General features: G+C 71.1%; 21 protein-coding genes and 1 pseudogene. 10 read left to right on the plus strand and 12 right to left on the minus strand.

All coding sequences use genetic code 11. From position 1 onward, the window contains the following. Positions 1-19: 19 nt before the first annotated feature. From MXD62_RS36935 to MXD62_RS36945, 3 genes and pseudogenes are all read left to right on the plus strand, one after another. Entirely contained in the window at positions 20-1,639 is a 1,620-nt protein-coding gene (locus MXD62_RS36935) for a dolichyl-phosphate-mannose--protein mannosyltransferase (protein ID WP_248833962.1), read from the plus strand. A 6-nt stretch (positions 1,640-1,645) separates the two neighbouring features. Further along, positions 1,646-1,803: pseudogene (locus MXD62_RS36940) on the plus strand (thiolase family protein); the annotation flags it as partial. Between the two features lie 37 nt (positions 1,804-1,840). Then, positions 1,841-2,332: an SRPBCC domain-containing protein gene (locus MXD62_RS36945; RefSeq protein ID WP_248833963.1), complete on the plus strand. Its 492-nt coding sequence runs from the start codon at positions 1,841-1,843 to the stop codon at positions 2,330-2,332. A 21-nt stretch (positions 2,333-2,353) separates the two neighbouring features. Here MXD62_RS36945 and MXD62_RS36950 read toward each other — a convergent pair whose 3' ends face one another. After that, positions 2,354-3,172, minus strand: a complete 819-nt coding sequence (locus MXD62_RS36950; RefSeq protein ID WP_248833964.1) for a DNA-formamidopyrimidine glycosylase family protein — start codon at positions 3,170-3,172, stop codon at positions 2,354-2,356. A 109-nt stretch (positions 3,173-3,281) separates the two neighbouring features. Next, positions 3,282-5,033 (minus strand): DHA2 family efflux MFS transporter permease subunit, encoded by a 1,752-nt coding sequence (locus tag MXD62_RS36955; RefSeq protein WP_248833965.1) that lies wholly within the window; start codon positions 5,031-5,033, stop codon positions 3,282-3,284. 177 nt (positions 5,034-5,210) lie between these two features. Between MXD62_RS36955 and MXD62_RS36960 the strand changes: the two genes are divergently transcribed. Continuing rightward, entirely contained in the window at positions 5,211-5,684 is a 474-nt protein-coding gene (locus tag MXD62_RS36960) for a MarR family transcriptional regulator (protein ID WP_248833966.1), read from the plus strand. Here the strand turns inward: MXD62_RS36960 and MXD62_RS36965 are convergent. The 4 genes from MXD62_RS36965 to MXD62_RS36980 form a co-directional block, all read right to left on the minus strand. Then, complete coding sequence (locus MXD62_RS36965) at positions 5,665-6,345, minus strand: NUDIX hydrolase (RefSeq protein WP_248833967.1); 681 nt, start codon at positions 6,343-6,345, stop codon at positions 5,665-5,667. The genes MXD62_RS36960 and MXD62_RS36965 overlap by 20 nt on opposite strands. A 258-nt stretch (positions 6,346-6,603) precedes the next feature. Beyond that, positions 6,604-7,749 carry a thiolase family protein gene (locus MXD62_RS36970; RefSeq protein ID WP_248833968.1) on the minus strand — a complete coding sequence of 382 codons (1,146 nt, stop codon included), beginning with the start codon at positions 7,747-7,749 and terminating at the stop codon, positions 6,604-6,606. Positions 7,750-7,955: 206 nt separating this feature from the next. Continuing rightward, positions 7,956-8,747 carry a dienelactone hydrolase family protein gene (locus MXD62_RS36975; RefSeq protein WP_248833969.1) on the minus strand — a complete coding sequence of 264 codons (792 nt, stop codon included), beginning with the start codon at positions 8,745-8,747 and terminating at the stop codon, positions 7,956-7,958. Positions 8,748-8,788: 41 nt separating this feature from the next. Then, entirely contained in the window at positions 8,789-10,039 is a 1,251-nt protein-coding gene (locus MXD62_RS36980; RefSeq protein ID WP_248833970.1) for a cytochrome P450, read from the minus strand. Positions 10,040-10,356: 317 nt separating this feature from the next. On the opposite strand from MXD62_RS36980, the gene MXD62_RS36985 reads away from it, so the two are divergent. Then, positions 10,357-11,706 (plus strand): cytochrome P450, encoded by a 1,350-nt coding sequence (locus MXD62_RS36985; protein WP_248833971.1) that lies wholly within the window; start codon positions 10,357-10,359, stop codon positions 11,704-11,706. 13 nt (positions 11,707-11,719) lie between these two features. Here the strand turns inward: MXD62_RS36985 and MXD62_RS36990 are convergent, their stop codons facing one another. Further along, positions 11,720-12,616: an SDR family oxidoreductase gene (locus MXD62_RS36990; RefSeq protein WP_248833972.1), complete on the minus strand. Its 897-nt coding sequence runs from the start codon at positions 12,614-12,616 to the stop codon at positions 11,720-11,722. Between the two features lie 103 nt (positions 12,617-12,719). Between MXD62_RS36990 and MXD62_RS36995 the strand changes: the two genes are divergently transcribed. Continuing rightward, entirely contained in the window at positions 12,720-13,286 is a 567-nt protein-coding gene (locus MXD62_RS36995) for a TetR family transcriptional regulator (RefSeq protein ID WP_071062980.1), read from the plus strand. Positions 13,287-13,383: 97 nt separating this feature from the next. On the opposite strand, the gene MXD62_RS37000 is transcribed toward MXD62_RS36995, so the two are convergent. Continuing rightward, positions 13,384-14,937 (minus strand): MFS transporter, encoded by a 1,554-nt coding sequence (locus MXD62_RS37000; RefSeq protein ID WP_248833973.1) that lies wholly within the window; start codon positions 14,935-14,937, stop codon positions 13,384-13,386. Positions 14,938-15,346: 409 nt separating this feature from the next. Here MXD62_RS37000 and MXD62_RS37005 point away from each other — a divergent pair, with 409 nt between their 5' ends. After that, the gene (locus MXD62_RS37005; RefSeq protein ID WP_248833974.1) at positions 15,347-16,633 is read left to right on the plus strand and encodes a DUF1214 domain-containing protein; all 1,287 of its coding nucleotides are present in this window, start codon (positions 15,347-15,349) and stop codon (positions 16,631-16,633) included. A 173-nt stretch (positions 16,634-16,806) separates the two neighbouring features. Here MXD62_RS37005 and MXD62_RS37010 read toward each other — a convergent pair whose 3' ends face one another. Together MXD62_RS37010 and MXD62_RS37015 are read right to left on the minus strand one after the other, a co-directional pair. Further along, on the minus strand, positions 16,807-17,520 hold the full coding sequence (locus tag MXD62_RS37010) for an NAD(P)-binding domain-containing protein (RefSeq protein ID WP_285224311.1): 714 nt from the start codon (positions 17,518-17,520) through the stop codon (positions 16,807-16,809). A gap of 106 nt (positions 17,521-17,626) precedes the next feature. Next, positions 17,627-18,157, minus strand: a complete 531-nt coding sequence (locus MXD62_RS37015) for a pyridoxamine 5'-phosphate oxidase family protein (protein WP_248833976.1) — start codon at positions 18,155-18,157, stop codon at positions 17,627-17,629. Positions 18,158-18,392: 235 nt separating this feature from the next. Between MXD62_RS37015 and MXD62_RS37020 the strand changes: the two genes are divergently transcribed. After that, a complete protein-coding gene (locus MXD62_RS37020; protein WP_248833977.1) occupies positions 18,393-19,214 on the plus strand; it encodes a siderophore-interacting protein in 822 nt (273 codons plus the stop codon). Positions 19,215-19,988: 774 nt separating this feature from the next. Next, a complete protein-coding gene (locus MXD62_RS37025) occupies positions 19,989-20,981 on the plus strand; it encodes an alpha/beta hydrolase (protein ID WP_248833978.1) in 993 nt (330 codons plus the stop codon). A 21-nt stretch (positions 20,982-21,002) separates the two neighbouring features. Here MXD62_RS37025 and MXD62_RS37030 read toward each other — a convergent pair whose 3' ends face one another. Both MXD62_RS37030 and MXD62_RS37035 read right to left on the minus strand, forming a co-directional pair. Then, positions 21,003-21,230 (minus strand): hypothetical protein, encoded by a 228-nt coding sequence (locus tag MXD62_RS37030; RefSeq protein WP_248833979.1) that lies wholly within the window; start codon positions 21,228-21,230, stop codon positions 21,003-21,005. A 217-nt stretch (positions 21,231-21,447) separates the two neighbouring features. Further along, the gene (locus MXD62_RS37035; protein WP_368862508.1) at positions 21,448-22,098 is read right to left on the minus strand and encodes an MOSC domain-containing protein; all 651 of its coding nucleotides are present in this window, start codon (positions 22,096-22,098) and stop codon (positions 21,448-21,450) included. Positions 22,099-22,465: 367 nt separating this feature from the next. Here MXD62_RS37035 and MXD62_RS37040 point away from each other — a divergent pair, with 367 nt between their 5' ends. Next, positions 22,466-24,139, plus strand: a complete 1,674-nt coding sequence (locus MXD62_RS37040; RefSeq protein WP_248833981.1) for a histidine kinase — start codon at positions 22,466-22,468, stop codon at positions 24,137-24,139. Positions 24,140-24,192 lie beyond the last annotated feature (53 nt).

Genomic DNA, 24,192 nt, shown 5'->3' on the forward strand with positions numbered 1-24,192 from the left:
CAGTCCCTAGCCTGGCCATGTGACGGCAGCAACAACAGCTGATTTCTCCCGCTCCGGAACCGACCAGGCCGGTTCCGACCGGCGGCGCCCGCCCGGGTCCGCGGCCGACGCGCTGCGGATGCGGCTGTGCCCGCCGATGCCCGGTGACCGGGTGATCGGCTGGGTGGCCGCGCTCGCGGTCACCGCCGTCGCGGGCATCCTGCGGTTCTGGCAGCTCACCGAGCCGCGGGGCATGAAATTCGACGAGGTCTACTACACCAAGGACGCCTGGGGCCTGATGACCTCGGGCTACGAGGTGAACAGCGAGACCTGCACCGGCCCGGCCTTCGTGGTGCATCCGCCCCTGGGCAAGTGGTTCATGGCCGCCTCCGAGAAGATCTTCGGCTACACCGACTGCGCCGGCGTCGCGCACGGCAGCCCGGAGCTCGGATGGCGGTTCGCCTCGGCGCTGTTCGGCACGCTGGCGGTGCTGGTACTCACCCGCACCGCACGGCGGATGTTCCGGTCCACCGTGCTCGGCTGCTTCGCGGGCCTGCTGCTGACCCTGGACGGGCTGGAGTTCGTCCAGAGCCGGATCGGCATCCTCGACATCTTCCTGATGACAGGGCTCGTGCTCGCGCTGGCCTGCCTGGTGCTCGACCGCGATCACGGCCGGGCCGCGCTCGCCGCGCGCGTCGCCGCGGGCCCGCCGTCTGGTGGCGCGCCGTCCAAGGCGACCGAACGCTTCGTCCGCTACGGGCCGCGCGCCGGGCTGCGGCCCTGGCGGATCGCCGCCGGGCTGTGCCTCGGGGCGTCGATGGGCGTGAAGTGGAGCGCGCTCTACACGCTGGTCGGTCTCGCCGCGCTGGCCCTGGCCTGGGATGTCGGTGCCCGGCGCACCGCGGGCGCGCGGCGGCCGGTGCGCGGGGCGCTGCTCCGCGACCTGCCCGCATGGTCCGGCTGTTACATCCTGCTGCCGATCGTGACGTTCCTGGCCACCTGGACGGGCTGGTTCGTCACCGACGGCGGTTACAACCGGCACAGGTACGGCGACGGGTTCTTCGCCGCCTGGCACGGCTGGTGGGACTACCAGCAGGACATCCTCGACTTCCACGAGCACCTGAGCGCGCCGCACGTGGCGCAGTCCACGCCGCTGAGCTGGCTGGTGCTCGCCAGGCCGGTGGTCTACGCCTACGACAGGCCGAAGCTCGGCGAGCGGGGTTGCCACGCCGCCGCCGGCTGCTCCCGCGAGGTGCTGGCCCTGGGTAATCCGGCGGTCTGGTGGGTCGGCACAGCCGCGCTGGTCGTGATGCTCGCGCTGTGGGTCAGCCGGCGCGACTGGCGGGCCGCCCTGGTACTCGTCGGCTTCGGCTCGTCGTTCCTGCCGTGGCTGGCGTTCCCCAACCGGACGATGTTCTTCTTCTACGCCCTGCCGTCGCTGCCGTTCCTGATCCTCGGGATCACCGCGTCCGCCGGCCTCGCGCTCGGCCCCCGCGACGCGTCGGACACCCGCCGCATGATCGGGGCGTTGTCGTTCGGGCTCTACCTGGCCGCCGTCGTGCTGATGTTCGCCTACTTCTACCCGATCCTCGCCGCCCAGACGATTCCGCTGAGCTCATGGCGCGACCGCATGTGGTTCCCCGGCTGGATCGTCGCCTGAGGCTTTCCGATCGCGGCGACGGGCATCGCCGACGTCGGGGAGATCTGCCGTCACCTGCGCGGCGAGGCCGGGAGCGGCAGACCGACGGCGCCCGCGTCGGGCTCGCGCACGTCATCGGCCTCGGCAGCGCCTGCGGCGTGCACATCCTGGAGAAGCCCGCCGCCTCGACCCGCAGGGGGCGGACTCCCTACAGTCAGTCGGGTGTACGCGACACAGGTGACCTGGCGGATGCGGACGCCGCGGCCGGCGGTCTACCGGGCACTGGTCGACCCGGGCGCGATCGCCCGCTGGCGGGTGCCGGCGGGCATGACCGGCCGGGTCGACGAGGTCGACGCCCGCGAAGGCGGAGAGGGCGGAGAGGGCGGTAGCTTCCGGATCTCGCTCAGCTACGACTCGACCGCCGGTTCCGGTAAGACCACGGCCCGGACGGACACCTACCGAAGCCGGTTCCTGCGGCTCGTGCCCGATGTCGAGGTCGTCGAGGAGCTCGTGTTCGAGACCGCGGACGCCGCGCTGCGCGGAGTCATGACGATGACCACCACGCTGGCCGACGCCGACGGCGGGGGCACCGACGTCACCATCCGGCACGAGGGCATCCCGGACGGCGTGCCCGCCGCGGACAACGAGGCGGGCACCCGGATGGCCCTGGCCGGCCTGGCCGCGTTCCTGGAAGCGGGCCGCCCGGCAGGCTGACGCGGCGCCCGGCACTCGGCGTCAGCGGGGAGCGGGTGGCTGGCAGCCGGGGCACCAGAACAGGTTGCGGCCGGCCAGCTGCACCGTGCGCACCTCGACGGCGCAGACCAGGCAGGGCTGGCCTGTTCTGCGGTACACGTAGACCTCTCCCCCGTGGTCGTCGACGCGCGGTGGGCGGCCCATCGCCTCCGGGGTGTGCGCGGGGCGCACGGTGTCGATCCGGCCCGTCCGCACCCCGTCTGCCATCAGCGCGACCAGGTCGGCCCAGATCGCCGCCCACTGGTCGCGGGCCAACTCCCGGCCCGGCAGCAGCGGGTGGATCCCGGCGCGGAACAACACCTCGGCACGGTAGATGTTCCCCGGCCCGGCGACGACCTTCTGGTCCAGCAGGAGCACGGCGATCGGGGTGCGGCTGCGCTCGATCCGGCGCCAGGCCAGCGCCGGATCGGCGTCCGCGCGCAGCGGATCGGGGCCCAGCCTGTCGCGCAGCGCCTTCACCTCACCGGGTGCCAGCAGCTCACAGGCGTTCGGCCCGCGCAGGTCGGCGTACCCGGTGTCGGCGGCCAGCCGCAGGCGGACGGCTCCCGTCGGCACGGGCGCCGGGCCGGGACCGAGTGCGTACGTGCCGTAGATGCCCAGGTGGATGTGGAGGACCTGCTCGTCGCCGAACCCCAGCAGCAGGTGCTTGCCGTGCGCCTCCGCCTCGGTCAGCACCCGCCCGTCCAGCATGCGCGCACCGTCGGTGAACCGGCCCTGCGGGCTCGAGACGGTCACCGGCCGGCCACGGAACATCCGCCGGTGGACGGCGGCCAACCTGTGCACAGTGTGACCTTCGGGCATAGTCGGGCGAGCATACCGACGGGCTGGTTCACGGCCCGGCCGGGCACGGGGCCCTCCCCTGGAACGGCGCGCCGCCGCCTGGCGGACCAGGTGGGACGGTCTGGCACTTTCACACGCCTGGATCGGAGGCCGGAGTGCCCACCGGGACGTACTCCCCCTTCCCGACCGGCTCGTCCTCCCCGTCGGCGGCCTCCCCCTCGGCGATGTCGACGGCCGGTCGCTCATCGGCACCGACGGCGGCAGCGCCGGCCGGTCGCTCATCGTCCGCAGCGGCGGGAGCGGCGGCGGGAGCGGCGGCGGGCTTCGGGGCGTGGCGGGGCAGGAAGATGCTGGAGATGAGGCCGAGCACCGTCAGGCCAACGACCCACCAGAACGTGACGCCGAAGGCATGGCCGATCTTGTCCGCGACCGTCGCGGGCAGGTCGGTGCCCTCGGCGGCGTTCAGCACCCCGCCGTCCGAGCCGGGGATCCGGCTGGTGATCGCGTGCTGGAGCTGCACCGCGAGCAGGGCAGTGGCGATCGAGCCGCCCACCCGCTGCAGGATGTTGAGCGTCGTGGTGGCCCGCGGCACGGCGGTGGGCCGCAGCGTCACGTAGGCGGCGCTCATCGCCGGCATCATCGAGGCACCGAAGCCCAGGCCGCGCACGAACAGCAGCGCCCCGAGCACGACGGTGTTGGTGTGCGCGTCCACCTGGGTGAACGCGATCGTGCCGAGCAGGCAGACGGCCATCCCGACCGGTACGACATAGCCGGCTCCGCGGCGGTCGGCGATCCGCCCGGCGATCGGCATGCCGATCATCGCGCCGACCCCCTGCGGGACGAGCGACAGGCCGGCGGCCAGCGCGCTCTGCCCTCGGGCGATCTGGAAGTACAGCGGCAGCAGGAACATCCCGCCGAACAGGCCGGCGCCGACCATGAACGTGGTCACCCCGGCGACGGTGAAGACGCGGTCGCCGAACAGGCGGAGGTCGAGCAGCGCGCCCTCGCGGCGCAGGGCGTGCACGACGAAGCCGGCCAGCGCGACCACGCCGGCGGCGACGCTGATCTGGACCTTCAGCGAGCCGAAGCCGTCGCCCGAGCCGGCTTCGGACAGGCCGTAAACGAGGGCCGCGAGGCCGGGTGAGATCAGCAGCAGACCGGGGACGTCGAGCCGGTGATGTGACTGCCCGCGGTCGTCGCGCGGCAGCACCCGCCACGACGCGACCAGTGCGACCGCGCCGATCGGCAGGTTGACGAAGAAGATCCAGCGCCAGTCGAGGTTGTCGACGAGCAGACCGCCGATGACCGGGCCGAGGATCGGGGCGACCAGCGCAGGCACACCGACGATGTTCATGACGCGGCCGATTCGCTGCGGGCCGGCGGCGCTGGCCAGCAGGGTCATGCAGATCGGCATGATCATTCCGCCGCCGAGGCCCTGGAGTACCCGGAAGACGATCAGACTGCCGGCCGACCAGGCGGCGCCGCACAGCGCGCTGCCGGCCAGGAACAGCACCAGCGAGATGTTCCACATCCGGGTCGCGCCGAACCGCTCGACCGACCAGCCGGTCAGCGGGATGACGACGGCGAGTGCCAGCAGGTAGCCGGTGGACACCCAGGAGATCGTCGACAGTGAGGCGTCGAAGTCCCGCCCGAGGGTGTTGATGGCTACGGCCACGATCGTCGTGTCGAGGATGGCCATGATCGCGCCGAGGGTGACCGTGAGGGCGAGGCGGCGCAGCGCCGGATCGATCTCGGTCGCGTCAGGCGCGGCGGCTTCGAGCTCAGCGGCGCCGGGCCCAGCGGCTTCGGGCACGGAGGCTTCGAGCTCAGCGGCTTCGGGCGCGGCGGCGGCGACCGGTGCGGGGACTTCGGCGGGCGTCACCCCCGCTTCGTGCGCTTGATCGGACACATGAACTCCCGGAGCGATCCGACGGACGGCCACCGGCTCCGCCGGTGCCCTGGTCGAGGCCCAGCATCCGTCGATAGTTGAGATCTGTCAAACATATAGTGGCAACAACTAAACCTTTACCGACCGCCGCCGACCAGGTACCGTCAAGGAGTGATCGGATCGGCCGCGGGAGAGGCCTGGCGCGCCATGCAGGCCCTGGTCATGGGCGGCGAGGGGCACAACCGGCTGCACCAGATCTGCCAGGAGGTCGAGCTCACCCCGGCCGCCCTCAAGATGCTGCTGGTGCTGTCCTCCGGGGCGCGGCCCATGCGCGACCTGGTCAGCGCGTTCCGCTTCGACCCGTCCTACCTGACGAGCGTGGTGGACACCCTGGAACGCCGCGGCCTGGCCCGGCGCGAGCCCCACCCGACCGACCGGCGGGCCAAGACGGTCACGGTCACCGACGAGGGCCGACTCGTGGTGGCGCGGGCCCAGAAGCTCATGGCAGTCCCGCCAGTGTCGTTCGGCGTTCTCTCCCCCGCCGAGCACGAGCAGCTGTTCAGCCTGCTCCAGCGCGTCCTCGACGCCGAACCCGACATCCCCGACGCGCTGCGCCCCCGACCCCTCACGGCCAGGAGCGACTGACCGGCGGGGCGTCGCGTCGGGGCGCTGCCCCTGCGTACCTACGGACGATCGGTGCCAGATAGTCCGCCTGGGGGCCATCGAGAGCCACCAGATCGGCCGGAGAACGAACAAAGGCCATCTGGTCCAGCTCCGGATCGCCACCCAGTGCCGTCTCCGCGGATACGAGGGCGTCGAACTGCTCGCGCAGCAGGGACGCGGGTCTACGCGGAGCAAGGAACAGGGCGCCGACGTCGCCGTCCTCCCCTCGGATGACCAGCCACAGCGTCAGGTCCTCGAGGGGTACGTCGATGCCGGTCTCCTCGACCAGTTCCCGAGCGGCATGTCGGCGCAGCGCGGCCACGTCGAGGGGCTCGTGGTCATCGGGCGGTTCGACGGATCCACCCGGCAGCTGCCAGCGACCGGCAGAAGCCGTCCACTGCGCCATCCGCCCTACCAGCAGGCGCTCGTCGTCGGTCGGCTGCACGACGCCGACGAACAGGAGGGATGACAGCCGCGAGCTGGCGCCGGGGAGTCGGCGCAGGCCGTGGAACCGGTACGTCGTCCTCGCCCAGGCGAGGACCAGGCGGTGTGGCCCGTCCCAGTCCAGTCCGGCGCACGCCACCACCGGCCCGTCGAAAAGGCTGGGATTGGCCTGGACCGCCTCGTCCCACCCGCGGTTCACGGCCAGCCGGTCCTCAGGTGACAGCCGAGGCGGGGCGGTTTCGACCAGGCGGAGCCGATGAACGTCCAGAAGCTCGACGCCGGCAGGCCGCGGGGACGGTTCGCTCACCGGACCATGCTGGCACGCCAGGAGAGAGGCGCAACGGGACGACCGGCGCGGTCACCGGGTGCCCGAGCTGTCGCGATCGGGCTGACAGGTGCCGGCCCGACCGCGACGGGTTGGTGGGTCAGAGCAGCTCAGGGTTCGACCAGCTCAGGGTCAGAGCAGCTCGAGGATGGTGGCGTTCGCCTGGCCGCCGCCCTCGCACATGGTCTGCAGGCCGTAGCGGATCCCGTTGTCGCGCATGTGGTAGATCAGGGTGGTCATGAGCCGGGTGCCGGAGCCGCCGAGCGGGTGGCCGAGGGCGATCGCGCCGCCGTTCGGGTTCAGGGCCTTCGGGTCGGCGCCGATGTCGGCCAGCCAGGCGAGGGGCACGGAGGCGAACGCCTCGTTGACCTCGAAGGCACCGATGTCGTCGAGCTTCAGGCCGGACTTCGCCAGCACCTTCCGGGTGGCGGGGATCGGCGCGGTCAGCATGATCACCGGGTCGGTGCCGGCGAGGACGGCGGTGTGCACCCGGGCGATCGGGCGCAGGCCCAGCTCGGCGGCCTTCTCGCTGGTCGTCATCAGCAGCGCCGACGAGCCGTCGGAGATCTGGGACGAGTTCGCCGCGGTGATCACGCCGTCCGGCTTGAAAGCCGTCCTGAGCTGGGCGAGGCCCTCGACCGTGCCGCCGCGGCGGATGCCCTCGTCCTTGCTGGCCACGGTGCCGTCGGCCAGGGTGACCGGGATGATCTGCTCGTCGAAGCGGCCGTCGTCCTGCGCCGCCGCCGCCCGCTCGTGGGAGAGCAGCGCGAACTCGTCGAGCTGGGTCCGCGACAGGCCCCAGCGCTCCGCGATCATCTCGGCGCCGATGCCCTGGTCCGGGAAGGCGCCGTTGTAGCGGGCCAGGTACCGCTCGCCGAAGGGGACCTTGTCCATCAGGGAGGAGCCCATCGGCACCCGGGACATCGACTCGACGCCGCCGGCGACGACCACGTCGTACTGCCCCGCGATCAGCCCGGCGGCGGCGAAGTGCACCGCCTGCTGGCCCGAGCCGCACTGGCGGTCGACGGTCACGCCGGTGACGGTCTCCGGCCAGCCGGCGCCGAGCGCGGCGTTGCGGGCGATGTCGAAGGTCTGCTCGCCCACCTGGCCGACACAGCCCCACACCACGTCGTCCACCAGAGCCGGATCGACGCCGGCCCGCTCGGCGAGGCTCGCCAGCACGTGCGCCGAAAGATCCGTCGGATGCACACCTGACAGGGAACCATTGCGCTTGCCGGTCGGCGTGCGAAGGGCCTCCACGATCACCGCGTCACGCATGACAGTAGCTCCTCACAGTCGGTACAACTACTCGCCGGGTTCTCACCGAGGATCCCGCACTGAAGATCGTGGCGCCCGCGATGCCGTCGCGCCCGCCATCCGCGCGCAGGATCCCGCCACCCGTCCGGCGCGCGCGACGTGAAGCGATCGTGACGCCCGTAGCAGCCGGCATGACGCAAACCACTGGAAAGTAAACGTACACTCTCTTACTCTCCGCGGCCATCCTCCGCCCGGCCGCGCCGAGCCTCCTCACCGTGCTGAACGCCTGGCTGGCACGGGGTAATCCGGGTACCGAGCTCCTCCTCGAACAGGTCGACCATCGCGCGCCACGACCGCTCGGCGGCCCGTCCGTCGTACCGGATCCCGGGGCGGGTGCCGTCGAAGGCCGGGTTCGTGAACCCGTGGGCCACTCCCCCGTGCAGGATCATCCGCCAGTCGACCCCCGCGGCGCACATCTCCCGTTCGAACGCGAGACGTTGCTCGAGCGGGACGAACGGGTCCTCGGTACCGACACACACCAGCACCCGGCCGGTGATGTTCCCGGCGTCCTCCGGCCGAGGCGTGGCGAGATCGGCGTGAAACGCGACGATCGCCTTGAGGTCCTCCCCGTCCCGGGCGAGGTCCAGGGCGAGGGTGCCGCCCATGCAGAAGCCGACGGCCGCCACCCTGGCCGGGTCCGCCGCCTCGTGGGAACGCAGGACGTCGAGCCCGGCCCGGCCGATCGCCCGTGCCCGCACGGGGTCGGCGCTCAGCTCGGCGAAGCGGGGGCCGAGGTCCGCGGGCGGTAACTCCCTGCCCCCGCCGTAACAGTCGAGGGCGAACGCCACATAGCCGAGCCCGGCCACCCGCCGTGTCCAGTCCCTGACCTGGTCGCCGAGCCCCGTGCCCCCGTGGCAGAGCAGCACCGCCGGGCGGGGGCAGGACACCGTGTCGTCCAAAGCCAGCGCGCCGACCAGCCGCAGGCCCTCGTACGTGTACTCGATGTCGGCCGCGTACACGCGCCCTCCAGCTCTCGCCCGGCGCCCCGGGTCCGACCGGGTCAGGTCTGTTCGCCGTCCGGATCAGCATCCTGGCCGGCTCCGGGCGCCGCCGGGGTGAGATCCCGGGAGCAGGTCACCGTCGCGCCGCGCAGCTCGTAGCTCATCAGCCCGTCGCACCAGGTCATGTCCGGGGTTCGCGCGAGCCGGAGGTCGGGCAGGCGCATCAGCCGGTCCAGGAACACGCGGGTCTCGTTGATCGCCACCTGCGCGCCGGGGCAGCGGTGACTGCCGTCACCGAAGCTCATGTAGGAGCCGACCGCCTTCAGCCGCCGGGCCCGGTCCGGGTCGAGTGCGTGCGGGCACTCCCCGACCGTCTCCGGGTCGACGTTCGCGGCCCGGATGCTCACGGCGAGCAGCTCGCCCTCCTTGACGGAGCCCACCCCGAGGTCGGAGTCCTGGGTCGCGCGCCGGTGCAGCATGGCGGCGACCGGCTCGAGGCGCAGGATCTCCTCGATGATCGCGGTCTGGTCGGCCTCGTCGCCCGCCGTGAACCGTGCGCGGAGCTCGTCGTTGTCGAACAGGTGCCAGGCCACCATCACGATGAACTCACGGGTGGTCACCATCCCGGCGACCGCGTAGGTCATGCACTCGATGAGGATCGCCTTGTCGGGGTAGCCCTCGTCGATCAGGTGCGAGATGACGTCGTCCCGCCGCTCCCGCCGCCGCGACCTGATCGCGGGGCGCACGTCCCGCAGGAAGAACCGCATCGCGTGGACGGCGGTCAACGCCTGGGCCCCGACGCGGATCACGGGATGCATCCCCCGCAGCCGGGTGCCGAGCAGGGTCGCCTGGATGCGCCGCGCCATCGCGACCTGGTTGCTGTCCGTCAGGCCGACGATCTCCGCCGCCACGGCGACGGCGAGCTGGTAGCTCAGCTCGTCGAGCTGCCCGCTGCCCTTCGCCCGTAACCGGGCGAGGAGCTCGTCGGACGTCCGCTCCATGACCAGGCGGTGGCGGGTGCTGATCGCCTTGGGGGTGAAGAAGCGCGCGATCGCCGTCCGCCGCCGCCGGTGCTCCTCACCGTCGAGGAAGAAGACCGGGCCGTGCTCGTCGCCGCCCACCTTCACCTGCTCGGAGCCGGCTCCGGCCTGCAGCATCGTCGCGCTGCGCAGGATGGCCCGGCCGAAGTCGAAGCTGCCGACGACGCGCGCCCCGGCATCGGCGCGCACCCGCTGCGCGGCGAGCGCCGCCGACTTGCGGTCGTCACGAGTCGGGTCCATCGGGCACTTGGGAAGTTCGGTAGTCGTCACAGCCGGCTCCAGACGGTCACGAAGAGGGGCCGAGGACACGAACGCGCGGATCACGATGGATGGCAGGGCCGGGCCCGCGGCGCTCGCGTCTCGTCAGGCGCAGCGTAGCCCATTTCATGCATGGAGTCTTGCACGAATTTGGGACGCCCCTCGGCCCGGCAGCCCGATGCTCCGTGTGTCCGGGGGACCGATACCTGATCGGTCGATTCGAGGCCCTTATGCGAGACGAACGGCCGGCCGGCCGCGGCCACAATGACCATCGAATTCCGCCGGCCCGAAAACCCCGTGGGGATTCGCACGCGTAGACGAGGAGCCGCATGACCACCGTCCCGGCCCCGGACCCGGCCAGCGAGCTGCGCCCGCCACCACTGGAAGCCCCGCCGCCGCTGGAAGCCTCGCCGCCGTCGGAAGCCCCGCCGACGCTGGAGGGTCCGCCGCTGTTGGCGGCCCTGCACGCCGCGCGCCGGATCGACCCCTACCCCACCTACCGAGCCATCCGCGAGACCGACCCGCTGCCCGTGCTCGAGCTCGCCGGGCGCCGGATCACCCTGGTCACCCGGCACGCCGACACCGCCGCCCTGTTCCAGAACCCGGCCTTCGGGCACGGCCACCGGGAGAACATCAGTCCCTTCCGGCCCGACGGCGACACCGACGACGGGCTGGACTCGCTGCTGCGGGCCGACCCGCCGCACCACACCCGGCTGCGCCGGCTGGCCAGCCGGGCGTTCACGCCGAGCGCCCTCGCGGCGCTCACGGCCGACATCACCGCCTTCGTCACCACACTCCTGGACACGGCGCTGGCCGCCGGTGAGGTCGACGCCGTCACCGCGCTCGCCCAGCCGACGCCACTGCGCGTGATATGCCGCCTGCTCGGCATTCCGGCCGCGGACGAGCCGATATTCGGCGCCTGGGCGGAGGCGCTGATCCGCGGCATCGACCCGGACTTCCTGCTCACGCCGGACGACATCGCCGCCCGCCGCCAGGCACAACGGGAGATGGACGACTATTTCCGGGAGCTGATCGCACGGGTCCGGACGAGACCGGGAACGGACCTGCTCAGCCACCTCGTCGAGATCCACCTCGGGGACGACACACTGACCGAGGGCGAGATCCTCGCCCTGTGCGCCGTGATGCTGGTCGCCGGGCAGGAGACGACGGCCAACCTCATCGCCAGCGGGATCCTCGCCCTCCTGCGGAACCCCGACCAGCTGGCGCTCCTGCGCGCGGGCCCCGGCCTCGTCCCCACCGCCGTGGACGAGATGCTGCGACACGAGGCCCCGGTGCAGTTCCTCCCACGGACGGCCCTGCGCGACACGGAGATCGACGGACGGACGTTCCGCCGCGGCGAGGGGGCGCTCGTGCTCGTCGGCTCGGCCCACCGCGACCCGGCGGTCTTCGCCGACCCGGACCGCTTCCTCGTCACCCGCTATGCCGGCTCCGCGGCCGGCGCAGCAGCCGGCTCAGCGCCGGTCGCCCGCCACTTCGGGTTCGGGCTGGGCATCCATTACTGCCTCGGCGCGACGCTGGCCCGGATGGAAACGGAGATCACCTTCCGCCTGCTCCTGGAACGCACCAGCGAGCTCGCGCTGATCGGCGGCCCGCCGGTGTACCGCGACCAGAGCACCATCCGCGGGCTGCGGGAACTCCCCGTCCGGCTCACCGCGTGACGGACCGGAAGGATCAGCTGGACGTCTGGAAGTAGTGGCCCTGGTCGAGGTCCTCGACGAGGCCCTGCCGGGTCGGCTTCCAGCTCAGCAGCTCGCTGGTCAGGTGGTTGGAGGCGGGGCAGTCCGCCGCGAGGAACGGGGCGAGCCAGCCGAAGTGGTCGCCGGCCCGCTCGGCGGGCACGGAGACCACCGGGACGCCGAGGCCGCGGCCGATCGCCTCGGCGACGACGCGGATGGGCACGCCCTCCTCCGCGACGGCATGCAGCACCGAGCCGGCGGGGGCGCCGTCCACGGCGAGGCCGATGAGGTGCGCGGCGTCGAGGCGGTGGACCGCCGGCCACCGGTTCTCGCCGTCGCCGATGTAGCCGGAGACACCGCGCTCCCGGGCGATCGCGACCAGGGTGGCGACGAAGCCGTGATCGCCGGCGCCGTGGACCGTCGGGGCGAAGCGCACGACCGAGGACCGCACGCCTCGCTCCGCGTACGCCAGCGCCGCGTGCGCGCTGGCGATCCGCGGGTGGACGCCCGGGTCGGCGCTGTCCCGCTCCGTTCCGACCCGTCCGACCGTGAGCCCGAGCGTGCCCGAGGCGATGAGGAGCGGGCGCCCGCTTCCCTCGAGCGCCACGCCGAGCGCTTCGATCGCCTGCAGGTCGGTCTGCGCCGCCTGCACGATGCGGGAGAAGTCGTGGACGTAGGCGAGGTGGACGACTCCGTCGGACCCGGCCGCGCCGGCACGCAGGCTGTCGGGGTCGTCGAGACCGCCGCGCAGCACCTCGGCGCCGAGCGCGCTCACGGTGGCCGCGGCGGTGTCTGAGCGGGCGAGGCCGACGACCTGGTGGCCGGCGTCGCGGAGTTCGGGGATGACAGCCGAGCCGATCCACCCGGATGCGCCGGTGACGAAGATGCGCATGAGGACCTCCAGAGGGCCGTCCGCCGCGGGGGCGGACGTGATGTCACTTGATGACATGACCCTAGCAGGTCATGTCATCGTGTGTCATCACTAGAATCGTCGCATGGGGCGATGGGAGCCGAACGCGAGCGGCCGGCTCAGCGAGGCGGCGATGGAGCTCTACGTCGAGCGCGGCTTCGAGCAGACGACCGTCGCCGAGATCGCCCAGCGGGCGGGGCTCACGGCCCGGACGTTCTTCCGCTACTTCGCCGACAAGCGCGAGGTGCTCTTCGCCGGCTCGGCCATCCTGGAGGAGCACCTGATCGCCGCGCTCGAGAGCACCCCCGCCTCCGCGTCGCCGATGGAGGCCGTCGCGGCCGCCCTCGACGCGGCGGCGACGATGCTCGGCCAGCGGCGCGAGTTCTCCCGGCGGCGCCAGTCCGTCATCGCCGCCAACGCGGAGCTGCGTGAACGCGAACTGATCAAAATGGCGTCACTGTCCGGTGCCCTCGCCGCGGGTCTGCGCCGGCGCGGCGTCGCCGACTCGGACGCCAGCCTGGCCGCGGAGGCGGGGATCGCCGTCTTCCGGGTGGCATTCGAGCGTTGGGTCGGCGAGCCGACCGACCGGGGCCTGGCGACGATCATGCGCGAGTCGCTGGAACAGTTGAAGGCCCTCACAGCCGCCAGCTGACGGGGCGAGGCACGGCCGGCGCCTCGCCCCACTCACTCACCGTGATCTCGCTGCCAGGATTCCCGTTATTCCGTGGGCCGGCGGTCACCGGCCCCGGTCAGCGGGCGGAGACGACTGCCGTCGCCGGCTCGGCCGTCCGCGGCGACGACGGGCGGGGCGTCGGGAGAACGACGTCCGACTTCAGGGCCACGTCGGGCTTCGAGGCGACGTCCGGTGTCGGGGCCAGGCGGCCGGGAATGGCGATGGCGACCAGGCAGGCGACGAGGGCGGCGCTGGCGCCGATCAGGAATCCGATGTGCATACCGGCGAGGGACGGCACCTGGGTCGAGCCGAAGGTGACGGTCATGTTCGCCAGGACCACACCGATCACCGCGCTCGCGGTGGACGTCCCGATGGAGCGCATGAGGGTGTTGAGACCGTTCGCCGAGGCGCCCTCCGAGGCCGGGACGGCCTGCATGATCAGGGTGGGCATGGCGGCGTAGGCCAGGCCGACACCGGTGCTGGTGACGACGCTGACGAGCAGGACTCCCAGCGGGCTGCCGGTGAGACCGATGGCGAGGAAGTAGCCGGCCGAGATCACGGCCGAGCCGGCGAGGAGCGCCACCTTCGGGCCGCGCACCGTGATCAGCCGGCCGGCGATGGGCGAGACGGCCATCATGACGATTCCGGCGGGGGCCATCCACAGGCCGGTGGCGAGCAGCGACTGGCCGAGCCCGTGCCCGGTGGCCTTCGGCAGCTGCAACAGCTGCGGGCCGATCAGCGACATCGTGTACATCGCGAAGCCGAGCATGACCGAGGCGAGGTTCGTCAGCAGCACCGGGCGCCGGATGGTGGTGCGCAGGTCGACGAGGGGCGCCTCGGCGCGGGTCTCCCACCAGGTCCAGGCGACGAGGAGCGCGGCCGCCGTTCCGCCCAGGCCGAGGGTGGTGGTGCTGGTCCAGCCCCAGGTGCTTCCCTTCGACACGGCGAGCAGCAGCGCGACGAGCCCGCCGGAGAGCAGGATCGCCCCCGGCAGGTCGAACCGGCCCGTGCCGCGCACCGGCGACTCGGGAACGACCCGCCACACCAGGACCATCAGCAGGGCGACCGCCACGGTCGAGCCCCAGAACAGCACGTGCCAGTTCGTCTGCTGGGCGACCGCGGCGGCGAGCGGCAGGCCCAGGGCGCCACCGATCCCGAGCGAGGAGCTCATCAGCGCCATGGCGGGGATCAGCCGCTTCGCCGGCAGCAGGTCACGCATGATGCTGATACCCAGCGGGATGATCGCCAGCCCGAGGCCCTGCATCGCCCGGCCGACGACCATCGGCACCAGAGTGTCGCTCAGGGCACAGACCAGGGAGCCGCAGCCCAGCACGAACCCGGAGACGAGCAGCATGCGCCGCTTGCCGAAGAGATCGCCGAGCCGCCCGAACACCGGGTTCGCGACCGACGCGGCGAGCAGGGTCGCCGTGATGGCCCACGATGCGTCCGCCGCGTGCGTGTGCAGCAGCGACGGCAGCACCGGGATCAGCGGCACCATCAGGGTCTGCATCATCGCGACGACGATGCCCACGGCACCCAGGACGGCGATGATCGCGTTGACGGGCAGTGCGCCGTCCGCGCGGTGGACGGTGGCCGAGCCGCGGTGGCCGGTGTTCTCGATGGAGGCCATGCCTCCTCCCAACATTCGTTGCACGATACAAATATATGTATCATGCATATGAAGCGAATGTCAGTGCACGACCGGGCGGCGTCGGTCACACTCCGCACAGCGACGCCCGTTCCAGCCCACGGGGCGCGACAGCCCCGACCCCGGGCCGGCCGACAGCGGGAGTCGACCGACATCGGGAGCCGATCCGACAGCGGGGCGGACGCCCCCGCCGGCCACCCCGGCGCGGACTCCCCTACGCCAGAGCGGACACGCCCACACGGCCGCGGCCAGGCGCCGGGGGGCTCGCCCCATCGGCCCGGGAGCCGCCAGGCGTTGCGGTCCACCCACATTGGTGACATTATGCTATCACTAAATATTCCCAATCGGGATAGGTGACATATATGGAAAGCACCCGACAGGAGTCGTCACGATGACATTCGCCGGTGACCCGGACACTCGACCGGTGCTCGCGACGCCCGCGCAGATCCTCGCCGAGGAGACCCTCCTCCAACTGCTCGACGACCCTGCCCTGAAGAACGTGCGGGCGGAGCTTTACGCCGAGCTGGCGGCGACACCCAGGGGGCAGACGAAGTCGGGCGCGGCCACCCTTGACGAGGCGATTTCGCAGTGGACGAATTCGCTCGTCATGGCCGAGATCGGGAACTTTCTGCCGACCCCCGCGCCGGTGTGGGGAACGGATGACACGCCGCGTGAATGGCTCGGCCACACGCTTCCCGGTGTCGGAACCTCGGGAGACAATCCCGACGCGCTCTACCGCACCACCTTCCTCGAGGGAGACCGGCGCTACGAGGTCGTCGGCCAGTTCGACCTGGCGCGGCGGCCCGCGCAGCTCAACATCGAGCTGCACCGGGGGAACAAGGTCAGTCCCCCGCCGATCGATCTCAACAAGTCGGACCTGACACCGCTCGCCAGCATCACCGACCGCGATCTGCAGATCGCCGCCGACGGGTCGTTCCGCATCACCATCGGCCCGGAACCGGAGAGCCCGGTACACCTGCTGTCGGCTCCGGGCAGGCTGACCCTCGGTTCCCGCGACATGCTCGCCGACTGGGATCAGCGCCCGTCCCGCATGGAGCTGCGCCCGCTCGACGACGTGCCGCCCGGCACCTTCGATCCCGAGGAGATCGCGAAGGCAGCCAGCCGCGATCTTCCGCCCTACGTCCGCTTCTGGGCGAAGTTCCCGGAACTCTGGTTCGGCGGCCTCAAGGGCAACAAGATCACGCCCGCTCAGGGCCGCAACGGCAGCATGGCGGGCTTCATGGCGGCGCTCAGCTGGGACCTCGCCGCGGACCAGGCCATCATCGTCACCACCGATCCGATCGGTGCCGCCTACACCGGCTTCCAGATGATGGACCCCTGGATGATCAGCGCGAACGGCAAGAAGGCCCAGGTTTCCCTCAACCATGGCCAGACCGCGCCGAATCCGGACGGCACCTTCACCTTCGTGCTGTCACACGAGGACCCCGGCGTCGCCAACTGGCTCGACACGACCGGTCTCGACGAAGGACTCGGGCTGATCCGGTGGCAGGCGGCGCCGGCCGGCGCAACGATCGACACGAGCACCCTCGTGCGCGAGTTCAAGGTCGTCTCGCTCTCCGAGGTGGACGCGTTGCCGGATCTCCCCCGCGTCACGCCCGAGCAGCGCGCGGCGCAGCTGGCCGCGCGGGTCGAGGGGTACAACAAGCGGACCCTGTAGGGCCCGCGAATCCCGCCGGCCGGATTCGGCTTCCTACACATCCGGACTGCGGTATCCGGCATGCGGGCGCCGCCGGCCGATGCCGGGGGCCCACCCAGGCCCCCGGTTCCGCCACCTCGCCCGGCGAAGATCCGCATCAAGGCGGCATCCTCGCCAGGCGTCGTCGGGCGTCGTCAGGCGCGGAACTCCTCCGGGCGAACAGGGGACGCGGCGGCCAGCGCCTCGATGGCGGCCGCGGCCCCGAGGTCCTTGCCGTACACCGGCGTGCCGGGCTGCTGACGCCATGATTCCTCCAACGGGCCACCGTCGACCGGGTCGAAGCCCAGGTGGTCGACCAGGTCGAAGACCGTCTGCTTCCCCGGTCCGTCCGCGCCCGCGACCGGCAGCGCGATGCGGCCCTCGGCGCCCTTCGGCCGGCCGGACTCCAGCAGGTGCTTCCACCAGATCCCGTTGAACACCTTTATCACCGGTGAGCCGATCTGCTCGGCGACCCACACGCTCTCCGGGGTGCCCGCCTCGATCCCGGCGATGAGTCCGTCCCGTTGCTGCGGGTAGTAGTTGTTCGTCTCGATCACCGGGGCTCCGGGCTTCGCGCCCTTGAGAATCCCCGCCGCAAGATCCGGGACGCGCTTCTGCGGGATGCTGATGATGACGAGATCCGCGCCGTCGGCGGCTTCCGACGCCCAGACAGCCGTCGCCCCGGTCTCCTGAGCGAGGTCGGCCAGGGTCTCCGGATCCCGGGAGTTGGCCACCCGCACCTGATGGCCCAGCGCGGCCAGCCGCCGCGTCAGCGTCCCACCGATCTGACCTGCCCCGATAATCCCGATCCGCATTGTTGGCTCCCTCCGGCAGCTCGAACACCGTGCCTCGGCCCGCGGCCGCTGCAACCTCGCCCGCGGGCGGCGTGTTCCCGTTCACGCGCCAACGAGTTACCGGCGGCGTTCTCCCGACCGGCGCTGATCCTGCTGCCACGGGGCACCGGTGCGGCGGGGGTCAGAACCGCCAGCGGGTGGCACCACCCGGCTCGACGGTCCGCAGCGCGGTGGCGGCCGCCGGTCCGACCCGGTACACGAACCAGGGCGGCGGGCCGGCCGAGGGAGCGCTGAACTCGGCCGTGAGGGCCTGTCCCGACTCGTCCACCCGGGCCGGCCAGCCCTCGGCGGCCCAGCGTTCGGCCATCGCCGCCACGGTCACCGGATCGGTGACCCGGCTCGCCCGCCCCTCGAGCACGACATCGAACTCGGCGGTGGCCACGCCCAGCGCGCAGCGCGGATCGCGCGCGAGGTTCCTGGCCTTACGGGTGCGCTCCCCCGTCTCGAACCAGAAGCAGCCGTCGACGAACAGGGCACCGATGCCCGTGACGTGCGGAGCGCCGTCCGGATTGATCGTGGTCAGCCAGCAGGTATGCCGGTTGGGTCCGCCGGAGCCGGGAGCCTGGGTGATCCCGGCGTCGAGGCGGGCCTGGACCGATGCCCAGTCCAGCAGCGGGAGGTCGTAGAGATCGGCAAGGTTGGTTGCGTCCATGGACGCATGGACCGCCCCCGGCCCCGAAACTCATCGCTTACGTTCCAGGCCGGCCGTTCCAGACCCGCTGCCCCAGACTGGTCGCCCACGCGGGCGAGCGCCCGGCAGGAAGTCCGTGACCTTCAGTGGTCTGCTCGTCGCCGACGCCCGAGCGACACCGGCGGTTTGGTCAGGTTAGGCTTACCTTCATTCAAAGTCTCCGGCGGCCCGGCCGGCGACGAAGGAGGTCAGGACCATGGCCACGACTGGTCGCACCCGGCCCGTTCGAACGCAGGCGGTTCTCGCCGTCCAGGAGAAGCGTTGGATCAGCCCCGGCATCGTCCGCGTCGTCCTCGGCGGCCCCGGATTCGATGCCTACAACGACAACGCGTTCACCGACAAGTACGTGAAGATCTTCTTCGCCGATCCGGCGCACGGCCTGGAGCCACCGTACGACCTCGCCGCGCTGCGAGCCGAACACCCGGAGAAGCTGCCCGCGACCCGGACCTACACCGTCCGCTGGGCCGACCCCGACACCCGCCGGCTGGCCATCGACTTCATCGTGCACGGTGACGAGGGCATCGCCGGGCCCTGGGCCGCGGGCGCCGAGGTCGGCGACCTGCTCGTCCTCAGCGGCGCCGGAGGCGCCTACCGCCCCGACCCGGCCGCCGACTGGCACCTGCTGGCCGGCGACGAGACCGCGATCCCCTCCACCACCTCGGCCCTGGCCGCGATGCCCGCCGCGGCAACGGGCTCGGTGCTCCTGCTCGTCGACTCCGCGAAGTACGAGATCCCCATCCCCCGGCCCGACGGCGTCAACCTGCGCTGGCTGCACCGGGAGACGGCGGTGGCGGACGTCGACCCACTCGTCGACGCGCTGCGCGAGCTGCCCTGGCCCACCGGAACGCCACAGGTGTTCGTGCACGGCGAGCGAGGCACCGTCAAAGCCGCCCGACGCCTGCTCACCTTGGATCGCGGGGTGCCCCGCGAACGGCTCTCGATCTCCGCGTACTGGGCCACCGGCCGCGCCGAGGACCGGTTCCAGGCCGAGAAGCGCGAGCCCATCGGCCAGATCTAGCGCCGACTCGGAGCCGCGTCCACGAAGATCGGCCCTGCGGCGCGGACGCGCCAGGCAGGCGCCGGCCGAGCAGACATGGCGATCGGCAGTAGTACGGACTCTCAACGGCTGACCACCGTCAGCAGGTGCGACGGGCCGCGGGGTCCGAGGGCCGCCGCGAGGTACGGCGGCGGCCGTCACAGCCGCCTCAGCCTGGGTGCGCCATGCCCGGTGGTGGAACCTCGTGGTCCGGGTTCGGGTGTGGTCGGGGTCAGAAGGGCGGTTGTTTGTCGTGGGCGATGTTCCACCCCGAGGTGGTCTTTCCCGATGATTCATCGCCGCCCTCTCCCTCCGCACCGGAGTTGTACCGCGGTTCGACATATGAATGCGGGCGGGTGACGAGTGTCGCGCCGAACGGACCCACCCAGACAAACGTTCCCTTCTCCGGCTGCGTCAGCCGTCAACGGCCGGAGTGGTCAAGGCCATCATTTGCAACCTACGGCAATCAGGTGCTCTACCTGCAGTTCTTGCTTTCAAGATGATCGATGATCTGTCGGTTCGCCGATCGTGACCTCGCGGCCGGGGCGTCGACACAGGGCCGAAGATCGAGAGCGCGCAGTCCTCCACCACCGTCGCGCGCCGCGACCGCCGTCACGATTCCGCGGCGCCAAACCTATCTCGCCGTGGATGGCGAGACCGAGCCGCCGATGGGACAACTTGCGCGCGATAGTACCAAAATGGTACCGTCACCTTCGGGTCACTATCGCGCGCTAGCGACGTGACGTATATAGCGAGGTGGATACTTTGGATCATTCGACGCCAGTCATGGATGAGGAATGCGCGGCCGCGTGGCGGCTTATTCTCGACAAGTACTTCGGTGGAGCAGCCGGAAGGATAGACATCACCGAAGACATCATTCCCAAAGCGCGTGCCCACAAAATGCCGAGCCGCGAAATGCTACTCGAAGTATTCCCCTTCACCGAGGAGGAACACACGATCCCAGGGCCAGAATCAGAGATCACCATCTCCGTTTTCACGCCCATTGATCACGGCGGCACCGGCCCGGGAATTTTCTGGATTCATGGTGGCGGAATGGTCACTGGCGACCGTTTCGGGGTCGTTCCGGCACTTCGGCTTGCGATGGCGGCCGCCACCGTCGTCATTTCCGTCGAATATCGGCTCGCTCCTGAGCATCCCGACCCCGCACCCGTGGACGACTGCTACGCCGCTCTACTCTGGACCTTTGATCATGCTGACGAACTCGGCATCGACGCTAGTACGCTCGTCCTCGCTGGCGGCAGCGCCGGTGGTGGCATTGCCGCTGGCACAGCACTTCGCGTGCGCGACAACGGCGGGCCGAGCATCGCCGGAATGCTGTTGTCGTGCCCGATGCTCGACGACCGGATGCACACTGCCTCGGCCCACATGACCGGCGTACTCCCCTGGAGCCGTACCAGTAACGAGACCGGGTGGCGCATGCTGCTGGGGGATCGCGCCGGCACCGACGATGTATCCATCTACGCTGCGCCCGGCCGAGCGACCGACCTGTCCGGGCTCCCTCCAACCTTCATCGACGTCGGCACCGTCGATCTCTTCCGCGACGAGGACGTTGCCTTTGCCTCAACGATCTGGGCGTGCGGCGGCGATGCGGAGATCCATGTCTGGCCCGGCGGATTTCACGGCTATGAGGACTGCGCGCCTAACGCCCCGCTCGCCATAGACACTCTCGTAGCCCGCGAACGCTGGTTGGCGCGAGTCCTCAGCCGTGCCCGTAGCCACGCCACCTAGGCCAACAGCCATCCTTAATGCCTAGGGCGTGCTTAGATCCGCCATGTCATCAGTCAGGGCATCGGTGTCGACAGTAGGTCTGTCGCTGCCGTCCACGAAGATCCGCACGCGGGTTGCGGTGTCGAGGCTGTCCAGAAGGCGAAGCGCCAGGACGGCGAGGTTCTGCCTTTGCAGCACGGGGTGATCCACATAGGTGGATGATGTTGATGTGTCCGCGCGGTCGATCAAGATCAGTCCCACTGCGCTCACCCCGTCTCCGCCGAACGTTAAGGGCCTCCGGCACCTCGGCACCGGCAGCGTGCCGGAGGCATTGAGGGGCGCTCCAACGGAGCGTGATCACGCGGTGGATACCGGAGCACCCATGACACAACGTGTCCCAGTAGGTACGTAGGCGCCACGGCGCCGATGGCGCAGAATCGGTGCATCCATGGGGAGCGGGGTTTCGAACGATTCCCCTGAAAATCATTTATGCGGTCGCACGCCTGCGGGCCAGATCCTTGCCCTCCTCCGGCAGCGCGTCGGCGACCAGCAGTCGCGGCAGCAGTTCCGGTTCACGTGTCATCGCGCGGAAGACGAGCGCGACGGTCACGTCGTGGTCAGGCCGGTGAACGATCTGGACCGGATCGGCAGCACGGATGTCCCCCGGCTCGATCACGCGAAGATACGCGCCCGGCAGCGCGGCCTGCGTGAACCGCCTGATCCAGCCGTCACGCTCCAGCCAGCCCTGGAACGTCGCGCACGGGATCCGCGCGCACGACACCTCCAGGACGACGTCTGGCCCGATACGCCAACGCTCGCCGATCAGGGCGCCGTTGACGTCGAGGCCGGCGGTCGTCAGGTTCTCCCCGAAGACGCCGTTGGCAAGCGGCCTGCCCAACTCGGTCTCCCATCCGTCGAGATCCTCGCGGGCATAGGCGTAGACGGCCTGGTCGAAACCGCCATGGTGCTTCACGTCGTAGACCCGGTCGCCGACCAGACCGACCGTGCCGGTGCCCTTGGGACCGGGGGCGATGACGGCCACCGGGCCGTCGACGGGCCGCTTGTCGATACCTGTCGCACCGAGACCCTTCCAAGGGTTGGGGCGGGGCCTGCCGACATTGACGGAAAGCAGCTTCACGGGGCGACGGTACGATCCGCTGCACCTGGAGTGCGACACATTTCCCTGCCGCTGCGACTGCCGCGATTGCGGCATGCGTGGTGCCGGTGGCACCCGGCGGCGTGAGCGTCCGCCTCCTGCAGCGGATTCTCGCGCTGCCGTCGCCATCCGGCACAACGACCACACCGGACAGCGAGCCCTGCGCACGCTGTGCTGCCCGCCGATGATCGCTGAACCCCTTGAAATCGATCATCTAACGCTGGTCCGACGCCGCGTCCACGAAGGTCGGCCCGGCGGTGCGGACGCGCCGGACGGATTCCGGCGTCGGCCGAACAGACATGACGATGGACAGTAGTGCGGGCTGTCAACGGCTGAGTACCGTCGGCGGATGCGACGGGTCGCGGCCGATTGGACGCTGTGGTTACTGCTGTCTCTGCCTGTCGATGTCGTCCTCGTCGAACGAGCACTGGGCGACACGAGCCGTTGGCCGTTCCTGCTCGGCCTGGCGGCTCTGGCGGTCGCTGTGCGGTACCGGCGGCGGATGCCGCACGCGGCCTTGGCCGCCTCGGCGGTTCTCACGGTTCTGAGTGTGAGCTTCGCGCCCGCCCAGGGGTATTTCGCCTATCAGGCCGGACGCCGCATGTCCGCCGCGGCTCGTACGATCACGATCGCGGCCGTGACGCTCGCCATCGCGTCGCTGCGGCATGGGCTGGTCGATCCCGACGGTTCTGCCTGGTTCGTGGCGTTCCTCATGCTGCTGATGGGTGGCGTGCTGCCCTGGGTCGTGGGCCGTTACATCGCGGTGCGCCGGGAGCTGCACGACGCGGGCTGGCAGCGGGCCGCGTACCTCGAACTGGAGCAGGAGATGGTCGCCGAGCGGTCGCGGCTTCGAGAACGGGCCCGGATCGCGCAGGACATGCACGACTCGCTTGGTCACGAGCTCAGCCTGATCGCTTTGCGGGCCGGTGCCCTCGAGCTGTCCCCGGATCTCGGCGAGGGAGCCCAGCGGGCGGCGCGTTCGCTGCGTGAGGACGTCGCGACCGCGGTTGACCGGCTGCACGACGTCATCGACCTGCTGAGGGAGGAGCCGGCGGCCCGGCGGCCGATCCACGAGTCCGTCCCGGACCTCGTCGAACGTGCCCGGGTCACCGGGCTGGTCGTCGACCTGCGGCTCGATCTGTCAGGCGGCCGGCAGGACGACGGCGGCCCAGCGGAGCTGGACCCGGGCGCCGACATCTCCTCCGCAGCCGACTTCTCCCCCGCAGCTGACCTCGCCGTCCATCGCATCGTGCAGGAGGCCCTGACCAACGCGACCCGGCACGCGCCGGGAAGTCCGGTGACCGTGACAGTCATGCGCGGCGCGGGTGGAGTCGACGTCCAGGTCACGAATCCGCTGCCGGCCGGCCCGAGCACGTCCGCCCCGGCGGCCCCGGCGGCCCCGGCCCAGGTCATGCCTGCCGCGAGCTCGTCGTCCAGAGCGCCCGGCCGGGCCGGGGGCAGCGGTCTGGCGGGGCTGGAGGAGCGGGTCCGGCTGGTGGGCGGCTGGCTGCGAACCAGTTCGTCGCACGGCTGGTTCCTGCTGGAGGCGCACGTCCCGATCGGCGTGAACGGCGACGAGGCCCGGCGCCCCCGGCCGGCCGAGGCTGGCGAGACGCATGCGATCCGGCCGGCGGACGTCCCGGACCTGGGCTCGGCCCGACGACGGCTTCGACGGGGGCTGCTCGTCGCGGCCGTCATCGTCGCGGTCGCCGCGGCGACCGTGGCCGGATACTGGGTCGTGGTGACACACGATGCGACCATGGACGCCGCCACCTACGAGCGCATCACGGTCGGGCAGGCCCGAGCCGGCCTCGTGAACGTGCTTCCCGGCCGGGAGGTCTCGCGCGGCTGGGACGGCCGGGTCGGCGGCACCGAGGAGCCGGGCCAGGACTGTCACTACTACACCGACGGCAACTTCCCGGGCGGCTTCGCGACCTATCGCCTGTGCTTCCGCGACGGCATTCTGGTCTCCAAGAATGACGTCCGGGCAGGAGCCGAGTCGGGACCGGAGGCGATGCCGTGACCGCGCCGCGATGCCGGCTGGAGGCGGGCCCGCCGCAGGCCCGACCGGAGGCG

The organism is Frankia sp. Mgl5 (assembly GCF_023242985.1).
Lineage (GTDB): Bacteria > Actinomycetota > Actinomycetes > Frankiales > Frankiaceae > Parafrankia > Parafrankia soli.

Excerpts from the sequence above, each read along its gene's own strand:
- MXD62_RS37040 (WP_248833981.1), top strand. The coding sequence starts at position 22,466 with ATGCGACGGGTCGCGGCCGATTGGACGCTGTGGTTACTGCTGTCTCTG.
- MXD62_RS37015 (WP_248833976.1), bottom strand. The coding sequence starts at position 18,157 with ATGGACGCAACCAACCTTGCCGATCTCTACGACCTCCCGCTGCTGGAC.
- MXD62_RS37005 (WP_248833974.1), top strand. The coding sequence starts at position 15,347 with ATGACATTCGCCGGTGACCCGGACACTCGACCGGTGCTCGCGACGCCC.
- MXD62_RS36995 (WP_071062980.1), top strand. The coding sequence starts at position 12,720 with ATGGGGCGATGGGAGCCGAACGCGAGCGGCCGGCTCAGCGAGGCGGCG.
- MXD62_RS36990 (WP_248833972.1), bottom strand. The coding sequence starts at position 12,616 with ATGCGCATCTTCGTCACCGGCGCATCCGGGTGGATCGGCTCGGCTGTC.
- MXD62_RS36950 (WP_248833964.1), bottom strand. The coding sequence starts at position 3,172 with ATGCCCGAAGGTCACACTGTGCACAGGTTGGCCGCCGTCCACCGGCGG.
- MXD62_RS37000 (WP_248833973.1), bottom strand. The coding sequence starts at position 14,937 with ATGGCCTCCATCGAGAACACCGGCCACCGCGGCTCGGCCACCGTCCAC.
- MXD62_RS36985 (WP_248833971.1), top strand. The coding sequence starts at position 10,357 with ATGACCACCGTCCCGGCCCCGGACCCGGCCAGCGAGCTGCGCCCGCCA.
- MXD62_RS37020 (WP_248833977.1), top strand. The coding sequence starts at position 18,393 with ATGGCCACGACTGGTCGCACCCGGCCCGTTCGAACGCAGGCGGTTCTC.
- MXD62_RS36970 (WP_248833968.1), bottom strand. The coding sequence starts at position 7,749 with ATGCGTGACGCGGTGATCGTGGAGGCCCTTCGCACGCCGACCGGCAAG.